General features: G+C 63.4%; 20 protein-coding genes and 1 tRNA gene. 7 read left to right on the top strand and 14 right to left on the bottom strand.

Annotation, left to right across the window (positions count from 1 at the left end; all coding sequences use genetic code 11):
* Positions 1-28: 28 nt before the first annotated feature.
* Positions 29-1,360: an ABC transporter substrate-binding protein gene (locus AB0I57_RS19700; RefSeq protein ID WP_358339143.1), complete on the bottom strand. Its 1,332-nt coding sequence runs from the start codon at positions 1,358-1,360 to the stop codon at positions 29-31.
* A 268-nt stretch (positions 1,361-1,628) separates the two neighbouring features.
* The gene (locus AB0I57_RS19695) at positions 1,629-2,246 is read right to left on the bottom strand and encodes a response regulator (protein ID WP_358339140.1); all 618 of its coding nucleotides are present in this window, start codon (positions 2,244-2,246) and stop codon (positions 1,629-1,631) included.
* Between the two features lie 109 nt (positions 2,247-2,355).
* Here AB0I57_RS19695 and AB0I57_RS19690 point away from each other — a divergent pair.
* From AB0I57_RS19690 to AB0I57_RS19665, 6 genes are all read left to right on the top strand, one after another.
* A tRNA-Leu gene (locus tag AB0I57_RS19690) sits at positions 2,356-2,432 on the top strand.
* A 310-nt stretch (positions 2,433-2,742) separates the two neighbouring features.
* Positions 2,743-3,684 carry a metal ABC transporter substrate-binding protein gene (locus tag AB0I57_RS19685; RefSeq protein WP_358339137.1) on the top strand — a complete coding sequence of 314 codons (942 nt, stop codon included), beginning with the start codon at positions 2,743-2,745 and terminating at the stop codon, positions 3,682-3,684.
* Positions 3,681-4,424 carry a metal ABC transporter ATP-binding protein gene (locus AB0I57_RS19680; protein ID WP_358339134.1) on the top strand — a complete coding sequence of 248 codons (744 nt, stop codon included), beginning with the start codon at positions 3,681-3,683 and terminating at the stop codon, positions 4,422-4,424. Before AB0I57_RS19685 ends, AB0I57_RS19680 begins: the two co-directional genes overlap by 4 nt.
* On the top strand, positions 4,421-5,311 hold the full coding sequence (locus AB0I57_RS19675; protein ID WP_358339132.1) for a metal ABC transporter permease: 891 nt from the start codon (positions 4,421-4,423) through the stop codon (positions 5,309-5,311). The genes AB0I57_RS19680 and AB0I57_RS19675 overlap by 4 nt, the downstream gene beginning before the upstream one ends.
* On the top strand, positions 5,308-5,562 hold the full coding sequence (locus AB0I57_RS19670) for a hypothetical protein (protein ID WP_358339129.1): 255 nt from the start codon (positions 5,308-5,310) through the stop codon (positions 5,560-5,562). Before AB0I57_RS19675 ends, AB0I57_RS19670 begins: the two co-directional genes overlap by 4 nt.
* A 90-nt stretch (positions 5,563-5,652) precedes the next feature.
* On the top strand, positions 5,653-6,156 hold the full coding sequence (locus AB0I57_RS19665; RefSeq protein ID WP_358339127.1) for an SRPBCC domain-containing protein: 504 nt from the start codon (positions 5,653-5,655) through the stop codon (positions 6,154-6,156).
* Positions 6,157-6,176: 20 nt separating this feature from the next.
* Here AB0I57_RS19665 and AB0I57_RS19660 read toward each other — a convergent pair whose 3' ends face one another.
* The 12 genes from AB0I57_RS19660 to AB0I57_RS19605 form a co-directional block, all read right to left on the bottom strand.
* A complete protein-coding gene (locus AB0I57_RS19660; RefSeq protein WP_358339124.1) occupies positions 6,177-7,964 on the bottom strand; it encodes an ABC transporter ATP-binding protein/permease in 1,788 nt (595 codons plus the stop codon).
* Positions 7,965-8,055: 91 nt separating this feature from the next.
* On the bottom strand, positions 8,056-8,976 hold the full coding sequence (locus AB0I57_RS19655; RefSeq protein WP_358339122.1) for an acyl-CoA thioesterase II: 921 nt from the start codon (positions 8,974-8,976) through the stop codon (positions 8,056-8,058).
* A gap of 1 nt (position 8,977) precedes the next feature.
* The gene (pyk, locus tag AB0I57_RS19650) at positions 8,978-10,396 is read right to left on the bottom strand and encodes a pyruvate kinase (protein ID WP_358339120.1); all 1,419 of its coding nucleotides are present in this window, start codon (positions 10,394-10,396) and stop codon (positions 8,978-8,980) included.
* A gap of 38 nt (positions 10,397-10,434) precedes the next feature.
* A complete protein-coding gene (locus AB0I57_RS19645) occupies positions 10,435-11,937 on the bottom strand; it encodes a glutamate synthase subunit beta (protein ID WP_358339117.1) in 1,503 nt (500 codons plus the stop codon).
* Entirely contained in the window at positions 11,930-16,513 is a 4,584-nt protein-coding gene (gene gltB, locus AB0I57_RS19640) for a glutamate synthase large subunit (protein WP_358339114.1), read from the bottom strand. Before gltB ends, AB0I57_RS19645 begins: the two co-directional genes overlap by 8 nt.
* A gap of 276 nt (positions 16,514-16,789) precedes the next feature.
* The gene (locus tag AB0I57_RS19635) at positions 16,790-17,671 is read right to left on the bottom strand and encodes a hypothetical protein (protein ID WP_358339111.1); all 882 of its coding nucleotides are present in this window, start codon (positions 17,669-17,671) and stop codon (positions 16,790-16,792) included.
* A complete protein-coding gene (lgt, locus tag AB0I57_RS19630) occupies positions 17,664-18,716 on the bottom strand; it encodes a prolipoprotein diacylglyceryl transferase (protein WP_358339108.1) in 1,053 nt (350 codons plus the stop codon). Before lgt ends, AB0I57_RS19635 begins: the two co-directional genes overlap by 8 nt.
* Positions 18,713-19,516: a tryptophan synthase subunit alpha gene (gene trpA, locus AB0I57_RS19625; RefSeq protein ID WP_358339105.1), complete on the bottom strand. Its 804-nt coding sequence runs from the start codon at positions 19,514-19,516 to the stop codon at positions 18,713-18,715. Before trpA ends, lgt begins: the two co-directional genes overlap by 4 nt.
* Positions 19,513-20,832, bottom strand: a complete 1,320-nt coding sequence (gene trpB / locus AB0I57_RS19620; protein ID WP_358339102.1) for a tryptophan synthase subunit beta — start codon at positions 20,830-20,832, stop codon at positions 19,513-19,515. The genes trpA and trpB overlap by 4 nt, the downstream gene beginning before the upstream one ends.
* A 58-nt stretch (positions 20,833-20,890) precedes the next feature.
* The gene (gene trpC, locus AB0I57_RS19615) at positions 20,891-21,700 is read right to left on the bottom strand and encodes an indole-3-glycerol phosphate synthase TrpC (RefSeq protein WP_358339099.1); all 810 of its coding nucleotides are present in this window, start codon (positions 21,698-21,700) and stop codon (positions 20,891-20,893) included.
* A gap of 86 nt (positions 21,701-21,786) precedes the next feature.
* On the bottom strand, positions 21,787-22,503 hold the full coding sequence (locus AB0I57_RS19610) for a TIGR02234 family membrane protein (protein WP_358339096.1): 717 nt from the start codon (positions 22,501-22,503) through the stop codon (positions 21,787-21,789).
* Positions 22,500-24,086: an anthranilate synthase component I gene (locus tag AB0I57_RS19605; RefSeq protein WP_358339280.1), complete on the bottom strand. Its 1,587-nt coding sequence runs from the start codon at positions 24,084-24,086 to the stop codon at positions 22,500-22,502. Before AB0I57_RS19605 ends, AB0I57_RS19610 begins: the two co-directional genes overlap by 4 nt.
* A gap of 59 nt (positions 24,087-24,145) precedes the next feature.
* Here AB0I57_RS19605 and AB0I57_RS19600 point away from each other — a divergent pair, with 59 nt between their 5' ends.
* Entirely contained in the window at positions 24,146-24,610 is a 465-nt protein-coding gene (locus tag AB0I57_RS19600; protein ID WP_358339094.1) for a peroxiredoxin, read from the top strand.
* The last annotated feature ends 657 nt before the right edge of the window (positions 24,611-25,267 follow it).

The following is a 25,267-nucleotide window of genomic DNA, read 5'->3' as shown; positions in this document are numbered from 1 at the left end:
GGGACCCTGGTCACCCGCGAGCGGGAGATCAACCGCCGACGATGATGAAATCGTCCTCCGTCGGTGTTGTCAGCTTGTTGTCTGCACCGAACTGCAGCTTGGCGTAGGAACCGATCGACGGCTCTCCGGCGGCACTGAAGTCGAGCTTGCCGGTGATGCCGTCGTAGTCGATGTCCTGACCGTCACGAACCAGCGGGAGGCATTCCTCGTATGAGGCGCAGGGGGTGCCACCCTCGGTGACCGCGTTGATGTTGGCGGCGATGTCCGTGCCCGCCGTCGATTTCGCGGCCTCCGCCGCGAGCGCGGAAACGATCACCGCATCATAGGATTCGGCGGCATAGTTGAAGTCGATCAATTCAGGGTCGACGTCCATGAGGCGATTCTCGAACGACTCGCCGAGGTAGGTCATGGGTGTGGTGCCCTTCATGCCCTCCAGCAGCGGTGGCGCCACGTTCTCGCCGAGCGCGTTGCCCATGTTGCCGTCCACGCCGTAGACCATCATGCCGTCGGACGGCCCAATGCCCACCGAATGCATGCGGTCGATGATCTTCGCCGACTCCTCGAATCCGATTACGGCGACGGAGTCCGGTCCGAAATCCTTGACCTGGTCGACCTCGGAGTTGAACGACTGCGCATTGGGGTCGTAGATGATCTTCTCGATCTGATCTTCGGGGATGCCGGCGTCCACGAGGTTCTGCACCAGGTTTTCGGCAAGCCCGGTGCCGTACGGATCGTTGAGCGCCAGGATCGACACACGCTGGCCTCCGTCATCCGAAATGAGCTGTGAGACAGCCTGCGCCTGCAGCACGTCAGTCGGGGCGGTGCGGAAGTAGAGCCCGCCGTCCTCGTAGCACACGAACTGATCGGACGTGTTGGCCGGGGAGAACATTACGACACCCGCGCTGGTCACCTTGTCGATGACCTTGAGGGACACCGACGACGACGCTGCACCGATGATCACCTGCGTGCCCGCAGCGAGTTCCCGGTCCACGGTGACGTTCGCCGTATCGGTGGTGGTGTCACCCGAGTCGCCGGGGATCAGTTCGACCGGTTGGTCGAGGACCCCACCGGCAGCGTTGACATCGTTGACGCCCAACTGGGTGCCTGCCACCATCGGCGGGCCCAGGAAGGACAGGCTGCCCGTATTCGGAAGCAGGGTGCCTATTTTCAGTGGCCCGTTAGACGGAACGTCTGATGCCGTCGCTACTTCGGGCATGCAGTCGGTCGAAACCGTGGCGCCCGGGCCGGAACTGTCGGTTTCGCTCGCCGCGGCGTCGCCACCGCTCGAACTGCAGCCTGCGAGCGCGAGAGATGCCGCACCGAGAACCGCGGCCGTCCGCACGAAGGTCTGTTTTGCCATCCAGAATCTCCTTAGATCACATATACACGGACGGACGCCAACTGAATCTGCGTCCGTCATCGGATCAGACGGTAGCGGTCCAACAGCATTCGCGATCCGTCCGAACCGGCTCGTGACCTTACTGTGACCTGAACGGCCCCAGCATTAACACCGACGTCACATGAAAGCCCCCTGCGAGCCCGTCCAACCCCTCGCCAGGTTCCGGGCAAACAATGAGAACTCGCACGGCTCGTCCACCGCTTGGTGTTCCGACTCGAGCGCGCCGGCATCAACTCAGCGCTTCCCCACCTAGAGTCTCGAGTACCACCTGAGCGACGGCCTTCATGGTCGAGCGACGGTCCATCGCCGCCCGCTGGATCCAGCGGAACGCCTCAGGTTCGGTCAGTGATTGCTTCTCCATCAGCACGCCCTTGGCGCGGTCGATGACCTTGCGGGTCTCCAATCGCTCGGTCAGATCCGAGATCTCACGCTCGAGCGCGGCGACTTCTTTGAACCGACTGGCGGCCAACTCGACCGCTGGGATCAGGTCGGTGGCAGAGAACGGTTTGACGAGATAGGCCATCGCACCTGCGTCTCTAGCCCGCTCCACGAGTTCGCGTTGGCTGAACGCTGTGAGAATAACCACGGGCGCAATGCGTTTCGCGGCGATCTCCGAGGCGGCGTCAATTCCGTCGCGACGAGGCATCTTCACGTCCATGATCACCAAGTCGGGCCTCAGTTCGACGGCCAAATCGACGGCGACCTGCCCATCCCCCGCCTCACCGACGACCTCGTAGCCCTCTTCCTGCAGCATCTCCACCAGATCGAGCCGGATCAGCGCCTCGTCTTCAGCCACCACGACCCGTCTCGTCCTCGACGACACCTGAGACTGCTGGGGAGCATTCATGGCACTATTCTCCTCTGCTGAAACGACCTTGACGCGGGGAGCGACCGTGAGGAGGGTACCGGTGGTTGACTCTCCGTGACGATCTTCTACAGTGGTACAGCGCGAACAGGCCCTCGTATCCCAATTGGCAGAGGAAACGGATTCAAAACCCGTACAGTGTGAGTTCGAGTCTCACCGAGGGCACCATCGTCTCCCTGTTCAGGGGTTCGTCTATCTATCCGGCGGTGCACAACCGCCGCTGCGCCACCCCCTCCCCACTCGATGGTCGGCCGGTCACGCCGGTCACCGCTGACGAGTCGATCGAATCGCTGTCCGCCCGGTTCTCGAATCCCGAGATCGGTGACACCTGGCCACGTGCTACACCGACTGATCCGACCGTCTCTCGAAAGGGCTGCTGCCCGTCATCCGTGAGAATGTCTCAACGACGGCGTCGCGCGCAACGCTGACCGAAGTACCCCATTTGATAGTTCGCCTTTCCGGACAATACAATTTCGGGATGCCCAACTTTGCCGTGCGGGGACGTAAGCCTCGGGTGTCGATAGTCGCGCTGCTCGCCGCCGTGGGACTGTCGATTTCTGCTTGTTCGATCGCGGACGACGGCGGTGAGGCAGACAAGCCGGTCGTGCTCACCACGTTCACGGTCTTGGCCGACATCGCAGGCAACGTAGCCGGAGAGCATCTGCAAGTCGAGTCGATCACTAAGGTGGGGGCCGAGATTCACGGCTACGAGCCCACACCCGGTGACATCAAGAAGGCGTCTCGGGCCGATCTGATCCTCGACAACGGGCTGAACCTGGAGGCATGGTTCGCGCGATTCGTCGAAGGCCTCGACGTTCCACACATCGTCGTGAGCGACGGCATCGAGCCGGTTGGCATCACCGAGGATGCCTACGCGGGGCTGCCCAATCCACACGCGTGGATGTCCCCGATCAACGTGCAGACCTATGTCGACAACATGGTGACCGCATTCAGCGACCTCGACCCGGAGAATGCGTCGGCCTACAAGGCGAACGGCGACGCGTACAAGATGCAGTTGCAGCAGGTGCAAGACGACCTCGTCACCGAACTCAGTGCATTGCCGCCCAACGAGCGCGCACTGGTGACCTGCGAGGGCGCATTCTCATACCTGGCTCGCGACGCCGGGCTGACCGAGAAGTACATCTGGGCGGTCAATGCCGAGCAGCAGGCCACACCGAGGCAGATCGCGTCAGCGATCGAGTTCGTTCGGACGCAACAGGTTCCGGCCGTCTTCTGCGAGTCGACAGTGTCGGATGCGCCGATGCAGCAGGTCGTTTCGGCCACTGAAGCAGAGTTCGGCGGCACTCTCTACGTCGACTCGCTCTCGGAGCCGGGTGGGCCCGTCCCGACGTACCTGGATCTGATCCGTCACGACGCAGAGACCATCATCACGGGGCTGAACGGAGGGCGACGGCAGTGACAGATGCGATCCACGTACAGGATGTCACCGTCCACTACGGCGAGGTCCTCGCATTAAAGGATGTCTCCCTGACGGTCGCGCACGGCCGCGTGTGCGGCCTGATCGGCATGAACGGTTCCGGCAAGTCGACGCTGTTCAAGACCATCATGGGACTGGTCGAGCCAGATACCGGAAGCGTGTCCATCGACGGTCGATCCCCCTCGTGGGCACGCGGATCCGGTGCGATCGGCTACGTCCCCCAGAGTGAGGACGTGGACTGGTCCTTCCCACTGACGGTGCGGGATGTGGTGATGATGGGCAGGTACGGGCGGATGGGGTTCACGCGCCGGCCGCGCCGGGCGGATCGCGACGCCGTCGAGCGCGCGCTCGAACGCGTGGCATTGACCGATCTGGCGGACCGCCAGATCGGGCAACTTTCGGGCGGACAGAAGAAGCGCGCGTTCGTCGCTCGTGGCATCGCGCAGGGCGCCACCATATTGTTGCTGGACGAACCGTTCGCCGGGGTCGACAAACGCAGCGAGGCAACGATCACCCGCTTGCTGCGCGAAATGGCGGCCGGCGGCGCCACCGTCCTGGTGTCCACCCACGACCTGCATGCCCTGCCGCAGCTCGCCGACGAGGCGGTCCTGCTGATGCGTACGGTGCTGATGCACGGCAGCTGCGACGAGGTCCTGTTGCCGGAGAATCTCGCACGCGCCTTCGGACTGGACGTCATGGAACCCGATCGGAGCCACCGATGAGTGTCGTCGACTTCTTTCTCGATCCTCTACGTTACGAGTTCATGGTCCGAGCGCTCGCCACCACTGTGATCGCGGCGGTCGTGTGCGCAATGCTTTCCTGCTGGCTGGTGCTAATCGGGTGGTCCCTGATGGGCGACGCCGTCTCGCACGCCGTACTGCCCGGGGTGGTGCTCGCCTACATCGCGGGCGCACCGTTCGCGCTCGGGGCGGTGATCTTCGGATTACTGGCAGTCGCGCTGATCGGCGCCGTCCACAGCACCAGTCGTGTGAAAGAGGACGCGGCGATCGGCATCGTGTTCACGACCCTGTTCGCACTCGGCCTCGTATTGATCTCGGTCACCCCCAGCCAGACCGACCTGAACCACATCATCTTCGGAAACCTGCTCGGTGTTTCCCGCTCGGACCTGATCCAGGTGGCGATTCTCGCCGCCATCGTCTTCGCAGCGTTGACACTCAAACGGCGGGACTTCACGCTGTACGCATTCGATCCGACACACGCCCACGCGATCGGCCTGAGTCCACGCCTGCTCGGGGCGACGCTGCTCGGCCTGCTCGCGCTGACCGCAGTCGTCGCACTGCAGGCGGTCGGTGTCGTGTTGATCGTCGCGATGCTGATCATCCCCGGCGCCACCGCCTACCTGCTTACCGATCGGTTCGGGCGCATGCTCGTCATAGCGCCCCTCCTGGCGGCCGTGTGTTCGGTGGTGGGTTTGTACGCGAGTTACCACCTCGACACCGCATCAGGCGGCATGGTCGTTCTGGCCCAAGGAATCGCCTTCGCGGTGGTCTACCTCTTCAGCCCGCGGCACGGGCTCGTCGGCACCCGTCTGATCGCTCGCCGCCGTCGTCTCGCGCGAAGGCGAGCAATTCTCTCACCGGACGCTTGACGTTGCGTCTTTCGCCGGGTGTGCATCGCGTCCAGGTCGTCGTCGGTTGCCTACTGAGCTGGGCGCTCGGTGCGGTCGTCGTTCGCCTCGGTTTGGACTGGGCGGACACTTTCATGTACAGCGAGGCGTCCGAGTGGCGCTACCTCGGCGTCGCGGTCGCCGCCCTGCTCGTGGCGATCGGCGGTTCGGTCACGACGGTGTTCGTAGCTCGGCGTCAACGTCGCCGACCACAAGTGAAGAGCCGCAGCTAGCGGCGGTTCTTTGTGCTCGCGTCTGGGGTTCTGTGTGGTCCTGCCAGTAGGATGATCACACAGGCATGCCCTCAGGTATGGAGGTCACAAATGAATCCGGGCACCGTCAGTTTCACCTACGACGGCCGTGTAGCACTCCGATTCGAGCAATCGTTGGCGCACTCGCCGGAGAAGGTGTGGGGCGTTCTCACTGATCCGGACTTCCTGAAGGCATGGTTCCCCGCCGACGTCGAGTTCGACCTCACTCCGGGCGCCGAACTGGTCTTCCGGGTAACCCCGGAGCAGGTCCGCAGATTCGGCCTACCCGCAGACCACAGCACAACCGGCACGGTCATCTCAGTTCACCCTGCCCACATACTCGAATACCTCTGGGATGCCGAGACACTGCACTGGGAACTCGTTCCGGACGGAACCGGCGGTTGCTGGCTGACCCTCACCCACACCGTAGAAGAGGAAGAGTCCGCATACGCACACGCCGCGGGGTGGCACGCCGGACTCGAAGTCATCGAAGCCCGGCTCGACGGCCGTACAGTTGATTGGTCACTGTGGGATCGGACCGACGAACTCGCCAAGTCATATCGCAAGTCGCCGTAACGTCGGAAGCCGGTTCACCGTCATCCCACGAGTTCCGACTCGGTCCACCGCCCCTCCCCCTCGAGTTCGACCCTTCGCGTGTGGAATTGATTCAGCGTGCTGCGATGACCGACGCTCAGCACGATACTGCCCGGAAGTTCAGTCCCGAGCAGTGTGTAGAGCGTGTGTTCGAGTCCCTCATCGATCGCTGATGTGGCCTCATCCAGGAAGATCACTGCGGGACGGGCGATCAATACGCGGGCGAACGCCAAACGCTGCTGCTCACCCGGTGACAGGATTCTGCTCCAGTCCGCAACTTCGTCGAGTCGGTCGGCCAGATTGCCAAGGGACACTTTCACCAGCGCGTCTCTGACAGCGGAGTCCTCCGCCTTCGGTTCTTTCGGGTACGCCAGTGCGGTCCGTAGCGTACCGAGAGGCAGGTATGCGCGTTGGGAGAGGAAGATCGCCTCCCCCGCGGGCCGCGACACCGTGCCGTCGGAGTAGGGCCACAAGTCCGCAAGAGTTCGTAGCAACGTGGTCTTGCCCGACCCTGAAGGCCCGCTTACAAGTAGCGACTCGCCAGGTTTCACGACGAGGTCGAGTCCTTCGATAAGCGTTTCACCCGACGGGACGCGGACGTCCAGCGCTGCGATCTCGAGGTCGTCACCCCCTTTTGCGGTCCTCAGAACAGGAAGTTCGGCAGCATGCAGGTTGTCGTTGGCGAGTCCGTTGAGCCGGATGAGAGTGGCGCGGAAACTCGCGAAATCGTCATACGACTCACGGAAGAACGACAGAGAGTCGTGGACCTGCCCGAAGGCCTGCGAGGTCTGCATGACGTCACCGAGCGATACCTGACCTGCAAACAGGCGCGGACCCTGCACGAGAAACGGGAAGATGACCGCCGTCTGGTTGACGCTGAGGTTCCAACCACTGAACTTCAGCGTTCGGAAGACGATTTGCCACCAGTTGCGGATGACTGCGGCGAACCGGACCGCCAAGGTGCGGCGCTCGACGTTCTCGCCGCGATAGAAGGCGATGCTCTCGCCGTACTCCTTCACCCGAATCAGTGCGTAGCGAAAGTTTGCACCAAGCTTCTCGTTGAGGAAGTTCAGCTTGATGAGGGGCCGGCCGATCCAGAACGCCACTGCTGTGGTCACCAGCACGTAGATGTAGACCAGGAAGATCATTGCCCGTGAAATCTCGACACCGAACACCGTCATCGGGCCGGACAGGTCCCACAGGATTCCTGTGAAGGAGACGATCGACAGCACCGCTGTGACAGCGCCCATCGACAACGTTCGCGACGTCGTGACGAAGTTGGTGATGTCGGCCTGAATGCGCTGGTCGGGATTATCGATCGCGTCGTCCAAGAACCGGTCGCGGTAGTACGCGCGACCATCGAGCCAGCCATCGACGAGGTGGTGATTGAGCCAGGTCCGCCAGTTGACGTCGAGCGTTTGCCCGATCAGGAATTCGATCAACGCGCGCGAGACGTGAACCGTCGCCAAGATCGCGAAGACGCCCAGGAAGCGCCAGAACGCCGACTCGTCCAGATTCTGGATCGAATCGTAGAAGTCGTTGTACCAGTACGAGAACAGCACGGTTACCCGCACGGCGAACACGGTTGACAGCATCAACACCGCGAGGATCGACAGCGGCTTGAGGCTGCGCCGGGGGTTGAAGTACGGCGCGGCGAAGCGCCAGAACTGCCTGCCCCAATTCGTGAACCTGGCAAGAAGGACGACCACCACGGCGAACGCCGCGACGGTCATGATGTATGCCTGCAACAGCCACATCAAGCTGTCCCAGACAACGTTATTCCAGTCCATTACCTACGTCCCCCTTGGCGAGGTGAAACTCACAACAACAAATAGCGAAGTCGAAGCCTAGATCCTTCGAAGTCTCCACTGCCGGCGCCAACTAGCGTTCAACACAGTTGGCCGCCACGGAAATCGCTTGAGCACCATTCCTGCGAGGGAAATGGCGTATCAGGCCTTCCTGAACGACGGTAGCGAGCAACTGGCCTTCGAGGGAGAAAAATCGTCCCGTGGCCAGCCCACGTGAACCCGCGGCGACGGGCGACTCGGTGGCGTAGAGCATCCACTCGTCGAACCGGAACGGACGGTGGAACCATATGGAGTGGTTGACGGTGGCAGCGACGATCCGGTCCAGTCCCCACGACAATCCGTGGGTGGTGATGATGGAATCGAGAACCGTCGTGTCCGAGGAGTAGCCCATGACGGCGACGTGCACCAATGGATCCTCGGGAAGATCGCCATCCGCCTTCATCCAGACCCGGTTGTGCCTGAGCTTCTCACCAGTACCCTTCATGATCCAGGACGGATCGTTCGCGTAGCGAATGTCGATCGGCTTGAGGGCATCGACAAACATCTTCAATCTGTCCTCATAGCCCCTCAGGTGATCGCCCAGCGGCGGTAGTGCGTCCGGAAAGGGGACGTCCGGCACCGTGACCGCGTGCTCGAGACCGTTCCCCCAGTCCTGGAACGCCGCGAGCATGACGAACAGTTCCTGACCGTTCTGCAGTGCGGTGACCTGCCGGTTTGCGAATGCGCGGCCGTCACGGTGCCGCTCCACGCGGTACTCGATGTCTTCCTTGACGTCGCCGCCACGGATGAAGTGGGCGTTGACGGCGTGCACAGCGCGCTCACCGATCACGGTGTTCCCGGCGGCGACGAGCGCCTGGGAGATCAATTGACCTCCGAACGTCCTGTTACCCACCTGCGCGGGATGCCGACCTCTGTAGGTGTCCTCCCCGATCTTGTCGAGATCGAGAAGCTCGAGAAGGATCTGCAGATCTGTCTTCGCCGCGACTTCGCTCAACCTAGTGGTCCTCTTCGCCGATTCTGTGGACATGGATCAGGTTGGTTGAGCCTACGGTTCCGGGCGGCGATCCGGCGACGATTATCACCAACTCACCCTTTTGATACCGCCCGAGTCCGAGAAGCGCGGTGTCGACCTGGCGCACCATTGCGTCCGTGTCTTCGACCGGATCCACGAGGAAAGTCTCCGTTCCCCATGTCAGTGACAACTGACTCCGCACCTCTGCCAGCGGGGTGAATGCGAGCAACGGCAGCGGGGTGTGCAATCGCGCAAGACGCCGCACCGTGTCCCCCGACTGTGTGAATGCGACCAACGCCTTCGCGTCCAGGCGCTCGCCGATGTCCCTGGCCGCGTAGGAGATCACGCCACGCTTTGTTCGCGGTACGTGCGTCAACGGCGGTACGCGAGTCGACTCCCCCTCCACAGCCTCGACGATCCGGGCCATCGTCCGCACGGTCTCCATCACGTACTTGCCGACCGAAGTCTCACCGGACAACATCACGGCATCGGCACCGTCGAGAACGGCATTCGCGACGTCTGACGCCTCTGCCCTGGTGGGCCTGGAGTTCTCGATCATCGACTCGAGCATCTGTGTCGCGACGATCACCGGCTTCGCATTCTCGCGGGCGATCTGGATGGCCCGCTTCTGCACCAACGGCACCTGCTCGAGTGGCAGTTCGACGCCCAGGTCGCCACGGGCGACCATCACCGCATCGAACGCCAGGACGATGGCCTCCAGGTTGTCGATCGCCTCGGGCTTTTCCAGCTTGGCGATGACCGGGATGCGGCGACCGACCCGATCCATGACAGCGTGAACCAGCTCTATGTCGGCCGGTGAACGCACGAACGACAAGGCGATGAAGTCGACACCGAGTTCCAGCGCGAATTCGAGGTCGGCGACGTCCTTTTCAGACAGTGCCGGGACCGATACGTTCATCCCCGGCAGAGACAAACCCTTGTTGTTGCTGACCGGACCACCCTCGGTGACCCGGCAGATGACGTCGTTCCCCTCCACTTCGGTGACGACGAGACCCACCTTGCCGTCGTCGATCAGAAGCCGATCACCCGCCCTGGCGTCCCCGGCGAGCTGCTTGTAGGTGGTCGACACCCGGTCGTGAGTCCCCTCGCAGTCTTCGACCGTGATGCGCACGAGTTCGCCCGTCGCCCAGACGGTGCGACCTTCGGCGAACCGACCCAGGCGAATCTTCGGACCCTGTAGGTCCGCGAGGATACCTACCGCCTTCCCCGTCTCATCCGAGGCCGCGCGGACGCGCTTGTAGTTCTCCTCATGGTCGGAGTGATCGCCGTGGCTGAAGTTCAGCCGGGCCACGTCCATGCCGCTTACGACCAGTTCGCGAATACGGTCACTGGTTGCGGTAGCAGGCCCAAGGGTGCATACGATCTTCGTGCGTCGGTTCACGGCCCCGAGCCTAGTCGCCCCACACGACCTTCTCTATTTCAGAGAACTGCAAGCGGGATCGCCATCGGATGCACTGGTGAAGGCAGGTTCGAAGCGCCGGTGAGGTACACATCGACCGCGTGTGCCGCGGACCGGCCCTCGGCGATCGCCCATACCACAAGCGATGCACCCCGATGCGCGTCGCCGCAGACGAAGACGCCGGGCGCGTCGGTCTGCCAGTCCGGTCCACACGAGAGGACTCCCCGCGGGGTCGGAGACAGTCCGTAGTCGTCGAGCAGCGGCCCCAGGTCGACACCTTCGAACCCGATCGCGAGCAGTGCAAGTTCGCAAGGCAACTCGATCTCCTCGCCCACCGGCGTAATCGTACGTTTGCCGTCCTCACGGGTAACCCGGACCTCGGCGAGGACCATGGACCGCACATTGCCGTACTCGTCGCCGAGGAAACGTTGAACAGCAACCTGATATCGGCGTACACCACCCTCGGCGTGGGCGGGAGACGTCCGCAGCACCATCGGCCACATCGGCCACGGAGTTTCGGACTCGTTCCGGCCAACCGGCAACTCAGGGTTGTAGTCCAACTGCGTCACCGACAGCGCGCCCTGTCGGTGTGCAGTTCCGAGGCAGTCGGCGCCTGTGTCGCCGCCGCCGATGATGACAACGTGCTTTCCCTTCGCGGTGATCTTCGCGGGACCGTCGCCCTCGCACTCCCTGTTCGAGGTGACGAGGTGTTCCATCGCGAGGTGGATCCCATCCAGCTTGCGACCCTCGACTGCCGGGATGTCCCGCGACCGCAGGGCGCCGATCGCGAGGACCACCGCATCGAACGTCGTCCGTAGCTGCTCGACCGTGAGATCGACCCCCACCTCGCAGTCGGTGACGAAGTGCGTTCCCTCCGCTCGCATCTGCATGAGACGCTGATCGAGAATCGACTTGTCCATCTTGAATTCCGGGATGCCGTAACGCAGCAGTCCCCCGAGCCTGTCGTCACGCTCGTAGACGGTGACATCATGCCCCGCGCGAGTCAGTTGCTGTGCTGCGGCGAGGCCCGCGGGACCGGACCCGACCACCGCCACCGAGTAGCCCGTGGCGATCATCGGCGGCTTGGGCTCGACCGCACCTGATTCCCACGCGACATCCGCAATGGTCTGCTCGATCCGCTTGATCGTGACGCTACCGGTGGTGTGGGTGTCGGCGAGTGCAAGCACGCATGCCGACTCACATGGGGCCGGGCAGAGCCGTCCCGTGAATTCGGGGAAGTTGTTGGTGGCATGGAGTCGCTCGCTCGCTGCCTCCCATCGACCACGCCGAACCAGATCGTTCCACTCCGGAATCAGGTTCCCCAACGGACAGCCCGCACTCCCCGAGAGGCAGAACGGAATTCCGCAATCCATGCATCGCGTCGCCTGCTCGGATACCTCGGCATCACGCTCCGCTTGACTCTGGGGCACGCCCACCTCGCGCCAGTCGTTCACCCGTTCGGCGACGGGACGCTTGGGCGCCTCCTTCTTGACGATGCGCAGAAAACCCCGTGGATCAGCCACCTGTCGCCTCCATGATCGCGGTGTCTACGTCGAGCCCTGCGGCCTTGGCGATCCGGGTCGCTTCGAGTACCCGCTCGTAGTCGACGGGCATCACCTTCGTGAACAGGGCGGAGCGCCGGGGCCAGTCCGCGAGTATCGACGCTGCCACCGTAGAGCCAGTCCAGCGGTGGTGTCGGGTAACTGCATCGCGTAGCCAGCCGAGGTCCTCGGAGTCGAGCTGAAGCAGCTTCACCATGGCCTGGTTCACGTTCGCCGGATCGAGTTCCAAGACGTAAGCAATCCCGCCGGACATTCCCGCCGCCAAGTTCCGCCCAGTCGGTCCCAGGACCACCACACGCCCACCCGTCATGTACTCGCACGCGTGGTCTCCGACGCCTTCCACCACCGCTGACGCGCCGGAGTTACGTACCGCGAAGCGTTCACCCACGCGTCCTCGGAGATACAACTCCCCCGAAGTCGCCCCATACAACAGCGTGTTGCCGGCGATCACCTGGGTCTCGGCCACGAACAGAACATCATCGGCGGGCCGGACGGCGATGCGTCCACCCGAAAGACCCTTGCCGACATAGTCATTCGCGTCGCCTACGAGGTCGATGGTGACACCCGGCGGCAGGAACGACCCCAGCGACTGCCCTGCCGACCCCGTGAACCTCAGCCGGATCGTGTCGTCGGGCAGGCCTGCGATGCCGTACCGGCGGGTGACTTCCGCTCCGAGCAGGGTGCCGACTGTCCGGTTGACGTTGCGCACAGGCATCTCGATCTCCACCGCGTGTGCGTCCTCGAGAGCGCCCTCCGCGAGTTGGATGAGCGTGCGATCCAAAGCACGGTCGAGGCCGTGGTCCTGGTCGACAATCCTGCGGCGCTGCGGGAGAGTTGTTCCGTCCGGCCCACTGGCGACGGCGAAGATCGGTGTCAGGTCGAGGCCTCGGTTCTTCCAGTGCGCGATCCCTTGCGCGGTCTCCAGCACTTCGGCGTGTCCGACTGCCTCGTCGACGCTACGGAACCCCAGGTCTGCGAGATACTCCCGCACGCCCTCGGCGATGAAACGGAAGAATTCCTCCACGAACTCCGGTTTGCCGGTATACCGCTTGCGTAGTTCCGGGTTCTGCGTTGCCACACCCACAGGGCAGGTGTCGAGATGGCAGACGCGCATCATGACGCACCCGGCCACAATCAGCGGCGCGGTGGAAAACCCGAACTCCTCAGCCCCCAGCAACGTCGCGACGATGACGTCACGCGCGGTACGCATACCGCCGTCACACTGAACGGTGATCCGGTCGCGGAGGCCGTTGAGTACGAGCGTCTGCTGCGCGTCAGCCAAGCCGATTTCCCACGGCGCTCCGGCGTGCTTCATCGACGTGAGCGGAGTGGCGCCGGTGCCGCCGTCGTTGCCGGAGATGAGAACCACGTCGGCGTGCGCCTTGCTGACGCCGGCGGCGACGGTGCCCACACCTACCGAACTCACCAACTTCACATGGACGCGTGCCTGATCATTGGCGTTCTTGAGGTCGTGGATCAGCTGCGCGAGATCTTCGATCGAGTAGATGTCGTGGTGCGGCGGAGGCGAGATCAGCCCGACTCCAGGCGTCGAATGCCGAGTCTCCGCAATCCACGGGTAAACCTTGAATGCCGGCAACTGGCCGCCTTCACCCGGCTTGGCCCCCTGCGCAATCTTGATCTGGATGTCGCTTGCATTGACCAAATAAGCACTGGTGACGCCGAACCGCCCGCTCGCTACTTGCTTGACTTCGCTGCGCCGAGACCGATCGTAGAGGCGGTCGACGTTCTCACCGCCCTCTCCCGAATTGGAGCGACCACCGAGATTGTTCATCGCGATCGCCAACGTCTCGTGTGTCTCGGCTGAGATGGATCCATAACTCATCGCGCCGGTGTTGAACCGGGTGACGATTTTCTCGGCCGACTCGACCTCGTCGAGCGGAACAGGGGGGCGAACTCCCTCGCGGAACGTGAACAGACCGCGCAGCACACCACCGGCCTCCGCAAGCCGATTCACCTCGTCGCTGTACTTGGCGAACACCTCGCGCCGACCGGTCCGGGTGGCGTGCTGCAGCAGGAATACCGTCTCCGGGGTGAACAGGTGCAATTCGCCGTCCCGGCGGTACTGGTATTCGCCACCATCCTCGAGTCGCCGGTGAGCGATCCCTGCGCGGTTGTCCGGATACGCCTGCCGGTGCCGGAGCATCACCTCATGTGCGATCTCATCCAGACCGGCGCCGCCGAGTTTGCTGACCGTTCCTGTGAAGTACTCGCCAACGAGGTCACGGTCCAACCCGATCGCCTCGAACACCTGCGCTGCGGTGTACGAGCCGACTGTAGAGATGCCCATCTTCGACATCACCTTGAGAACACCCTTACCCAGCGCGGTGAGGTAGTTCCTCACAGCGATAGCGTGCGCGACACCGGAAAGCTCGCCCTCGGACACGAGATCGTCTATGGACTCCATTGCGAGGTATGGGTTGACGGCTGCGGCGCCGTACCCGATCAGCAGTGCGATGTGGTGTACCTCCCGTGCGTCGCCGGACTCGACCACCAAAGCGACCTTGGTGCGCTCCTTGGTGCGCACGAGATGGTGATGCACCGCTGCGACCGCCAGCAACGACGGGATGGGGGCTCTGGTGTGGTCCGAGTCCCGATCCGAGATCACCAAAGTCCGATATCCGTCCGCGATCGCGGCGCTCGCCGTCGCACGCAACTCCTCGATCGCCTCGGCGAGCCCCGCACCCCCACGTCCGACGTCGTACAGTGCGCGCAAAACCGTCGCCGCGAGGCCTGGATGGTTGCCGTCCTCGTTGACGTTGATGATCTTGTTGAGTTCTTCGTTGTCGAGTACCGGCCACGGGAGCACGATCTGCCGACAAGACGCCGCTGTCGGCTCCAGCAGATTCTGCTCCGGGCCCATGACCCGGGACATCGATGTCACGATGTCCTCACGGATAGCGTCCAGTGGAGGGTTGGTGACTTGCGCGAAAAGTTCGATGAAGTAGTCGTACAGCAGCCGTGAGCGCTGCGACATGACAGCGATCGGCGTATCCGTTCCCATCGAGCCGAGAGGTTCGCCGCCGGATGTCGCCATCGGCCCGAGCAGGACGCGCAGTTCCTCCTCGGTGTATCCGAACGCCACCTGGCGTCGCACCACGGACTCGTGATTGTGCTGGACGTGTGGGCGCGCGGGCAATGCCTTGAGTTCGAGCAGACCCGCATACAGCCATTCCTCGTACGGTTGCTCCGAAGCCAACCGGGCCTTGACTTCGTCGTCGGGTACGACCCGCCCCTCTGACGTGTCGACCAGAAACATTCGCCCGGGCTCCAGTCGTCCTTTCGCCACGATCTCGGCCTGCGGCACGTCGAGCACTCCGCTTTCGCTGGCGAGTATCACCCGACCGTCTACGGTCTGACACCAACGGCCAGGACGCAGACCGTTGCGGTCCAGCACGGCGCCTACGACGGTGCCATCGGTGAAGGTGACACACGCCGGCCCGTCCCACGGCTCCATGAGCGAGGCGTGGAATCGGTAGAACGACCGCAAATGGGGGCACATCTGCCGGTCGTTCTCCCACGCCTCAGGAATCATCATCATCAAGACGTGCGGCACGCTGCGCCCTGCGAGGTGCAGCAACTCGAGGACCTCATCGAACGACGCCGAATCCGAGGCTCCCGAAGTGCAGATGGGATACAGGCGCTCGAGGTCACCCGGAATCACCGAACTCGACAACAGGGCCTCCCGCGCCCGCATGCGATTCCGATTGCCCTGCACGGTGTTGATTTCTCCGTTGTGCGCGACGTAGCGAAACGGATGCGCCAGCGGCCAGGAGGGAAAGGTATTGGTCGAGAACCTGCTGTGCACTACCGCGATCGCGCTCACGGTCCGTGGATCGCGTAGATCCGGAAAGTATTGCGAGAGCTGGGATGTGGTCAGCATCCCTTTATAGACCATCGTCCTGCTCGACAGCGACGCGAAGTACATACCGGTTCCGTCGGCCTCGACCTCGGGGGTTGCCCGCTCTGCGCGCTTGCGAAGCGGATAAACCAGGCGGTCGAGCGCGAGCCCACTCGGGCGGACTCCTCGAACCGCCGGCGCAGCCACGAACACCAGACTCATATGCGGCGCGCAATCACGCGCCGCAGCCCCGAGATTCGCACCATCCGGGTCGACGGGAACCTCGCGCCATCCGAGAACCTCCAAGCCCTCGTCGGCGGCGAGATCGGACACGCGCCGCTGGGCAATCGCGCGCCCCCGTGATCCTCGCGGCAGGAAGCAAATTCCTGCCGCATAAGTGCTGGTTCCGTCCTCGGCTGGATCGGGTAACCCGAACTCGACGACATCACCGAAGAACTCGGTGGGGAGTTGGAGCAGGATACCGGCACCATCTCCGCTGTTCGGCTCCGAGCCCGCCGCACCACGGTGATCGAGATTCTCCAGCGCGAGGAGCGCGTCGGAGACAATGGAATGCGAGCGACGACCGTGTACGTCCGCCACCATGGCGACACCGCACGAATCGGCTTCCTGATCCGGGTCGTACAGACCCTGTGGACCGGGCGACTGAGAAAACAGCACCGAATTCCTCCACATCGGCAGGCGAGACCACCAGTGCGCGCGCCATGCGTGCTGTCGGCGACCTCCCCTGGTGGGGTCGCCACGACGGGCGCCAGCTGCGGTTCGGGGATCCTCCGGGACAGCATCGGCCCGTGAAGGTTGCTGCCGGGCGTACACCCGGCGCGCTTAGTTTACCAGGACTTATACCGGCAAGACATGCCAATCTCACCCTGGAATCGCAAGTGGCCCGTGTCGCATCAGCAACACGGGCCACACGATATGAGGTCGGACATCAGGTCAGTTTCGCAGCGGCCTGCCCTGTCCGTCCTTGACGCTTCCCGACAGCATCATGATGCCGTCGATCTGCGACCACACCCACACAGCCCCCATGAGGATGACCCCGATCGCGATGAACACCACGAATTGCGTACCCATCCCGACGAGAAGCATCAACGGGATGCTGAGAAAGAATCCGAACAACTGGATGAGACCGATTGTCGTGCTCCCCACGTAGAGCCTGCCGACGCCGCAGATCGCGAAGAACCCGAAAACGATCTGAAGGAGCCCCGCAATACCCTTCGACTTTTCCGAATACGGCTCACCTGACAGCGGATCACGCCCGTACGGTGCCGTCGGATCAACGTAGAGTCCATAACCGCCCGCCGGGTAGCCGAATTGCTGCGCGAATCCGGGCTGTGGGTATCCGCCCGGCGGGAAGCCCGGTTGGCCGTATCCGGGTTGTTGGTAGCCAGAGTGCATGCCGTAGTTCGGGTCTGGTACGCCATAGGTTGGGCCGCCAGGCCGTATCGGAGGCTGCTCGTAGCCGGTCGAGGACGCCGTCGGTCGAGTTGTCTCGTCCACATTCGGAAACGATGCGGTCGACGCGGTTCCGCTCGGCGGCGGGTAGCTGGGTGTTGACCCCCAGCCCGGACCGTTGCCGATTCCTGAGTAGGTGTCCCAGCCCGGCCCTGTCCCGGAGGATGCCGGCGACGGGGTCGCCTCCGATGTAGCGGGCGGCTGAGATAGTGAAGCCTCGGCGGTGGCGTCGTAATCGAAGGGCGAGCCGAACTCGGGCGGAAGGCTTGACTCGCTGTCGATCTGGCGGTCGAGGTTTCCCTCTTGCGGCTTCTCGGGTGCGCGTTTGTCGGAATCGTCGGATGCTGACCCCGGTTCAGTCATTCGCATCATCCTTCTTGTTCAGCTCCTCGCCACCGGTCTCGCTCGGCTTCGCACCCACCTCGGAGGAGGCACTCGCATCGCTCGCGGACTGGTCGCCGGGTACGGCCTCGCTCTTGTCTTCGGCCTTTTCGTCGGACCGACTCTCGGAGGTCTCGCCCTCCACAGACTCTGTGCTCGCCGACCGCAGTTCGGCCGGATCCTCCCTACCCTTCGTGGCCAGGAAGAAGTACACCAGAGCCGCCACGAAGACGATGGCCGAGGTGTAGGAGTTCACACGAATGCCCGCAATCAGGCTGGCGTGATCGGTACGCATCAATTCGATCCAGAAGCGGCCTGCGCAGTAGCCTGCTACATACAGAGCGAAGAGTCGTCCGTGGCCGATACGGAAGCGACGATCCACCCACACCAGCGCGATGACGATCAGTACGTTCCATACGACTTCGTAAAGGAACGTCGGATGCACGACGAACGCAACCTGACCGGTGGAGACGCCGTCGATCAAGCTGGGTGATACCTGACCGGCGTCGTTGCTCCGATAGTAGATCTCGAGGCCCCACGGCACGGTGGTCTCGCGACCGTAGAGTTCCTGGTTGAAATAGTTTCCGAATCTGCCGATCGCCTGAGCCAACAGGATCGGGGGCGCGATCGCATCGCCGAACGCGGGCAGTGGGATTCCGCGACGACGACAGCCGATCCACGCGCCGACGGCGCCGAGCGCCACGGCCCCCCAGATCCCCAGGCCGCCCTGCCAGATCTTCAATGCATCCGCGGGTTGGCCGCCTTCGCCGAAGTACGTCGGCCAGTCGGTCATCACGTGGTAAAGGCGGCCACCGATCAGCCCGAATGGCACTGCCCAGACGGCAATGTCGAGAACGGTTCCCTTCTCCCCGCCGCGAGCAACCCAACGACGGTCACCCCATACGATCGCGACAACGATGCCGACGATGATGCAGAGCGCATATGCGCGCAGCGCCAACGGTCCGACATACCAGACGCCTTGGGGTGGGCTTGGAATGTAGGCTAATAGGTCCTGTGTGGAAGTCACGACGCCACGGTAGCGGAGCGGACTCCCTCAGCGAGTTCCCTGGTCAGTGAACGCACCGAATCCAGGCCATCTTCGACGGCTGTGACCAGAGCCGAACCGACGATGACGGCATCCGCGTATGCGGCGATTTCGGCGGCCTGTGCCCCCGAGCGCACACCCAGTCCCACGCCCACCGGAATGTCCGAGTGTGCGCGAACGCGGGCGGTCAACTCCGGCGCCATCGACGACACGGCGTTGCGCGCCCCTGTGACGCCCATCGTCGATGCCGCGTACACGAAACCGGTGCTCGCATCGACGGTCATCGCCAGGCGTTCCTCGGTCGAGGACGGGGCGACAAGGAAGATCCGGTCGAGATCGTGTTGCTTCGATGCGGCGAACCACTCGCCTGCTTCTTCGGGAATGAGGTTGGGTGTGATGAGACCGAGTCCGCCGGCACCTGCGAGATCGCGAGCGAAAGCGTCCACACCGTACTTCAGAACCGGGTTCCAATAAGTCATCACGACGGCCTTGCCGCCGATGGAAGCAATCTGCTCTACGACCGTGAACACATCACGCACGCGCACACCGCCTCTCAGGGCAGTTTCCGCCGCCGCTTGAATAGTCGGGCCATCCATCACTGGATCGGAGTAAGCGATACCGACCTCGACTATGTCGCAACCGGATTCGACCATTGCCTTGACCACGTCGATGGACCCCGGAAGGGTGGGATACCCGGCGGGGAGATATCCGACGAGGGCTGCTCGCTTCTCCTCACGGCACTGGGCGAAAGTCGGGGCGAGGCGCGAAAGTTGTTCGCTCATTTGGCTGAACCGTCCTTGTCGGTCTCGATGGTTCCAGCTGCATTCCCGGAATCGATCAGACCGAACCACCGCGCGGCGGTGTCCATGTCCTTGTCGCCGCGACCGGAAAGATTGATGACGATGATCGCGCCCTCCCCCAACTCTCGACCCAACCGCAGTGATCCGGCGACGGCGTGGGCCGACTCGATGGCCGGAATGATTCCCTCTCGCTCGGACAGCAGTCGCAGCGCATCCATCGCCTCGGTGTCCGTCACCGGTTCGTACGTGGCACGGCCGGTGTCCTTGAGAAAGGCGTGTTCGGGACCGACACCAGGGTAGTCCAGACCCGCCGAGATCGAGTGCGACTCGATGGTCTGCCCGTCCTCGTCCTGAAGCAGGTACGAGTACCCGCCCTGGAACGCGCCGGGCGTGCCTGCCGTGAACGTGGCCGCGTGGCGACCGGTTTCGATTCCGTCGCCAGCCGCCTCGTACCCCACCAGACGCACCCCCGGGTCGTCGAGGAAGGCGTGGAAGAGTCCGATGGCATTGGAACCGCCGCCGACGCAAGCCGTGACCGCATCGGGCAACCGACCGGTCATTGCCTGCACCTGGGCACGCGCCTCTAGTCCGATGACGCGTTGGAAGTCACGGACCATCGTCGGGAAGGGATGCGGCCCCGCTGCGGTGCCGAAACAGTAATAAGTGTTGTGCGCGTTGGTAACCCAGTCGCGTAGACCCTCGTTTATAGCGTCCTTGAGAGTCTTCGATCCTGACTCGACAGACACGACCGAAGCTCCGAGCAACCGCATCCGCGCGACGTTGAGTGCCTGCCGCTCGGTATCGACGGCGCCCATGAAGATGACGCACTCGAGGCCGAGAAGGGCGCATGCGGTAGCGGTGGCCACACCGTGCTGGCCTGCTCCGGTCTCCGCGATGATCCGCGTCTTGCCCATCCGCTTGGCCAGCAACACCTGGCCGAGCACGTTGTTTATCTTGTGCGAACCGGTGTGATTGAGGTCCTCGCGCTTGAGGATGAGCCGGGCACCACCAGCGAACTCGCTCATCCGCATCGCTTCGAACAGTGGCGACGGACGCCCTGTGTAGTCGCGCTGCAGGCGATCTAGTTCCGTCAGGAACGCATCGTCTGCGCGCGCCTTCTCGTACTCACTGGTGACTTCCTCGATCACCGCCATCAGGGCTTCGGGCACATGCCTTCCGCCGTAGACACCGAAATGCCCTCCGGCATCGGGGTCGTGTGAGGTGCGTGCCGCGACTCCGTCGCCGGCAGTCGGCAGGACACCACTCCTGGAGACGATTTCCTGATCACTTGAGGTCACCGGTCCAGTCTGCCCCAACCTCACACCCGTCGCCACGCCCGGGTCACCTGGTATCTACTCAGCGCGAGGGCTTGGGACAGGACGGGTGCGCACCGGCGTTGACCAGATCGGCCACAGCCTTTCGCGGATCCCCGCTGGTGACAAGACCTTCCCCAACCAGTACCGCATCCGCTCCCGCGCCCGCGTACGCCAGCAGGTCTGCCGGACCGCGCACGCCCGACTCCGCGATCTTGATGATGTCGGTGGGCAGTCCCGGCGCGATCTCGCCGAAGACGTTCTTGTCGACCTCCAGATTCTTCAAGTTGCGAGCGTTGACGCCGATAACCTTGGCACCCGCCTCCAACGCCCGGTTGGCTTCGTCCTCGGTATGAACCTCGACCAGTGCCGTCATCCCCAGCGACTCCGTGCGATCTATCAACGACACCAGCGCGTCCTGTTCGAGAGCCGCGACTATGAGAAGCACGAGATCAGCACCATGCGCACGAGCTTCGTGTATCTGGTACGGGCCGATGATGAAATCCTTGCGCAGGATCGGGATGTTCACCGCACTGCGCACAGCGTCGAGATCCGCTAGAGAACCGTGAAATCGCCGCTCCTCGGTGAGCACGCTGATCACGCGCGCACCACCCGCTTCGTAGGTGGCGGCGAGTTCGGCCGGATCGTTTATCTCGGCGAGCGGACCCCTGGACGGACTCGCTCTCTTAACCTCCGCGATGACTCCGATGCCAGGCTCGAGCAAGGCGGCGGCGGCATCGAGCGCAGGACGCGCTTCGGCAGCGGCCGCCTTGACTGCAGCAAAGTCGAGAACGGCTTCGCGGGCGGCGACATCGGCACGCACCCCGTCGAGAATCGAGTCGAGAACGGTCATCGTGGCCCGAGTCCTTTCTGGGCGGAAACCCGATGTGAGGAAGAATGTCAAGGGTGAGGCCAGCCTAGATGGCACTGTGACGCTGTTTACATTCGGGTACCCGGGCCTCGATCCGGCTCGTCAACTTGATCGACACCACCCCCGTTCGTGTCGGGCTCCGGTCGATCGACTGTCGGATCCTCCCCGGCATCCAATGCATCCCAGAGCATGCGCTGGGTGACTGGACGGTCGGTCGAGTCAGACCCTGCCTTCTTCGCCGCGTCCCGGCGCGCACCCGGGCTCTCGTACTTCGACGAGAGCCCGGCCCCTGCCCTGGGCCGCCACACAAGCTCAACCGCCGCGGCGAGCGCTGCCAAAGCCCCCACCAACACCAGAACCGCAGGCCCGACATGCACGGAAACCGCGTCGACCACTGCCCTACCTGGAAGCTCGGCCAGCCGTCCGGCGGCGTCGTCGGAGGCGCCAGACACCATCACCTCCACCGCGGGGAACGCGGCACCAACGGCGACCGTCGCAACGAGGACACCGAGGACGCGTAACGCCCACCCCTTGACCGCGAACGAGGCTGCGATCGCGGCAACCAGGGTCAGTGCGAGCGGCGTAAGCGCGGCGGCCCACGTGCCGCCGAGGAGAGCGACCGTACGTTGCTCCCCCAGCCCGTCGGATGAAGTCACCTCCACCCATGCCATCCGGGAGGCACCCCACAGGCACACGGCGGCAACGCCGAGTAGCAGCACCGAGAGCACTGATCTGCGTCGTCCCGCCCGAGAGGATTCGTTCACAGTCCCGGTCGTCTCGCTCACCTGATGCCGCCTCGTAGCGTCCGCACCGTGTGCGCAGCCGCGATCGCGCTGAGCACCGCCATCGCCTTGTTCCGCGCCTCGGTGTCCTCGTATTCGGGGTTCGAGTCGGCGACCACACCCGCGCCCGCCTGGACATAGCCGATGCCATCCTTGATCAGCGCCGTCCGGATCGCGATCGCGGTATCGGCATCACCGGCGAAGTCGAGGTAACCCACGATGCCGCCGTAGATGCCCCGCCGCGTCGGTTCGAGTTCTTCGATCAACTGCATCGCCCTGACCTTCGGCGCACCGGACAAGGTACCCGCCGGAAAGCAGGCGGTAACGGCATCGAGGGCATGCTTCCCCGCCGCGAGATGACCGGTGACGGTGGAAACCAGGTGCATCACGTGGCTGTATCTCTCGATGTGGCGGTAGTCGTGAACCTTCACCGTTCCGGGCTCGCACACCCGGCCCAGATCGTTGCGACCCAGGTCGACGAGCATCAGGTGCTCGGCGTTCTCCTTTTCATCGGCAAGAAGATCTTTCTCTAGCAGGAGATCGTCCTCCTCGGTGGCTCCGCGCCATCTGGTTCCGGCGATCGGGTGTGTGGTTGCGACACCCTCCGACACCGTCACCAGCGCCTCCGGGCTCGACCCGACGATCGAGAATGCCGTGTCACCGTCACCGTTCGGCACGTTGACGAGATACATGTACGGGCTCGGATTCGATGCGCGCAGCATCCGGTAGACGTCGATGGGGTCGGCGGTGCAGTCGATCTCGAAGCGCTGCGACAACACCACCTGAAAGGCCTCGCCCGCCTCGATGTCCCCCACCAGTTTCGACACATCGGCACCGAAACCCTCAGTAGTGCGCTGACGGCGGTAGTGGGGGGTGGGCTTCGCGAATGTCGACACAGTCGAGGCCGCCGGGGCAGACAAAGCCGCCGTCATACGCTCCAACCGCTCGACCGCGTCATCGTAAGCCTCGTCGACGTTTTCGTCCGTGCCGTTCCAGTTGACCGCGTTGGCGATCAGTGTGATGGCACCCTCGTGATGGTCGACGGCCGCGAGATCGGTAGCCAACAACATCAGCATCTCGGGAATGTGCAGATCGTCGACCGCATGGTCACCGATGCGCTCGATGCGCCGCACAGCGTCATATCCGAGGAATCCGACCATGCCGCCGGTCAGGGGTGGTAGATCGGGCAGCCGTTCGGTCCTGAGCAATTCCAGTGTCGCGCCGAGCGCTGCTATCGGGTCACCACCGGACGGTGCACCTGCGGGAACGTTCCCGTACCAGGCTCCTTCTCCGTCGACCACAGTGAGCGCGGCGGGACTGTCCACACCGATGAACGACCATCGTGACCACGATCGGCCGTTTTCCGCAGACTCGAGCAGGAACGTACCCGGCCTGCTCGCCGCAAGCTTGGAATATGCCGATAGCGGAGTCTCCCCGTCGGCCAGCACCTTGCGTGTTACCGGGACCACCCGGTGCTCCGCCGCGAGAGCGTGGAACTGCTCTCGCGTAGTGGTCGAATCGCACCTACCTCCGTGCTCGGTGGCGGCGGAAACGGGTGCGGGGATTGTGGTCGGCTCGCCGTGCATGCACTCCATCATCCCAGGTGCATTCGTCGCGTATGCGTGCGCGGGTAATCTCGGCATCTATGAAACCAGGCCAGATCGCCCCGGAATTCACCCTGCGAGACCAGGACGGAGTCGAGCGCACACTGTCGGGTCTGCTCGAGGACGGCCCACTGGTGCTGTTCTTCTACCCCGCGGCCTCGACGCCGGTCTGCACCGCCGAGGCCTGCCACTTCCGCGATCTCGGTGCAGAGTTCTCCGCTGTCGGTGCTTCCCGCGCCGGCATCAGCATCGACGCCGTCGACAAGCAAGCATCCTTCGCGCAGGAGCAGTCCGTCGACTACCCACTACTCTCGGATGCCGACGGTGTTGTGGCGCAGAAGTTCGGAGTCCGTCGTGGACTATTGGGCAAACTCGCGCCGGTGAAGCGATCCACGTTCGTCATCGATACTGATCGCACTGTGCTCGAAGTGATCTCCAGCGAGTTTCGTGCCAACACGCACGGCGACCAAGCGCTCGAATTTCTAAAGGCCCGCAAAGCCACCTGAGTCGAGCTCACCAAGTGAATCAATTGTCCGAACTGTCCGAACTGTCCGGACTCATGCTCGCCGAAATCGACAAGAGCGTCGCACCGGCCACCGAGAAGGATTGACAGAGAAAGAAATCACATCGGTAGCGGCCAATTGACCCGTCGGAATCATCCTGACTCGATTCCGACGGGCGATTCGGCGGGTGCTCGGACTACGCAACCGAGATCATTGCAAGCTACGAAAAGATACATCCGTCAATGTGATTGAACCGATACACAATAGATCGACACCGCGCTCGGGAAGACAAATCGCGCCAGGCCGTTTCCGCGAAACCGCCACAGCCATCCGCGGACCGGTCGGTTTCGGAACTACTTGCGGCGCTACGTAGTCGGACACGCAATCGCCGGTAGCCAGGGCCATATTCTACAAAGCGAGGGTCAGGGCTTCGCCCAATGATTGCCCGTTTCGTTCGAGATGAACTCCGGCCCACGAGACTTCGCAATCCCCACCCAGGGCCATTCGCAAGGCTTCGGTATAGACAACCCTGTCCGTGCCGAGTAGACCTACATGCGAGGCCCTCCGGTGAGGGGGAACATCCGGCGGACACCTGGAGACAGCTTCATTCGGACAAAAAGGAGTTAGGCATGTCCAGATCGCTACGAAACTCCACCCTGC

Source organism: Rhodococcus sp. NPDC049939, assembly GCF_040656415.1.
Lineage (GTDB): Bacteria > Actinomycetota > Actinomycetes > Mycobacteriales > Mycobacteriaceae > Rhodococcus_F.
This window is presented reverse-complemented; position numbering and strand designations above follow the sequence as displayed.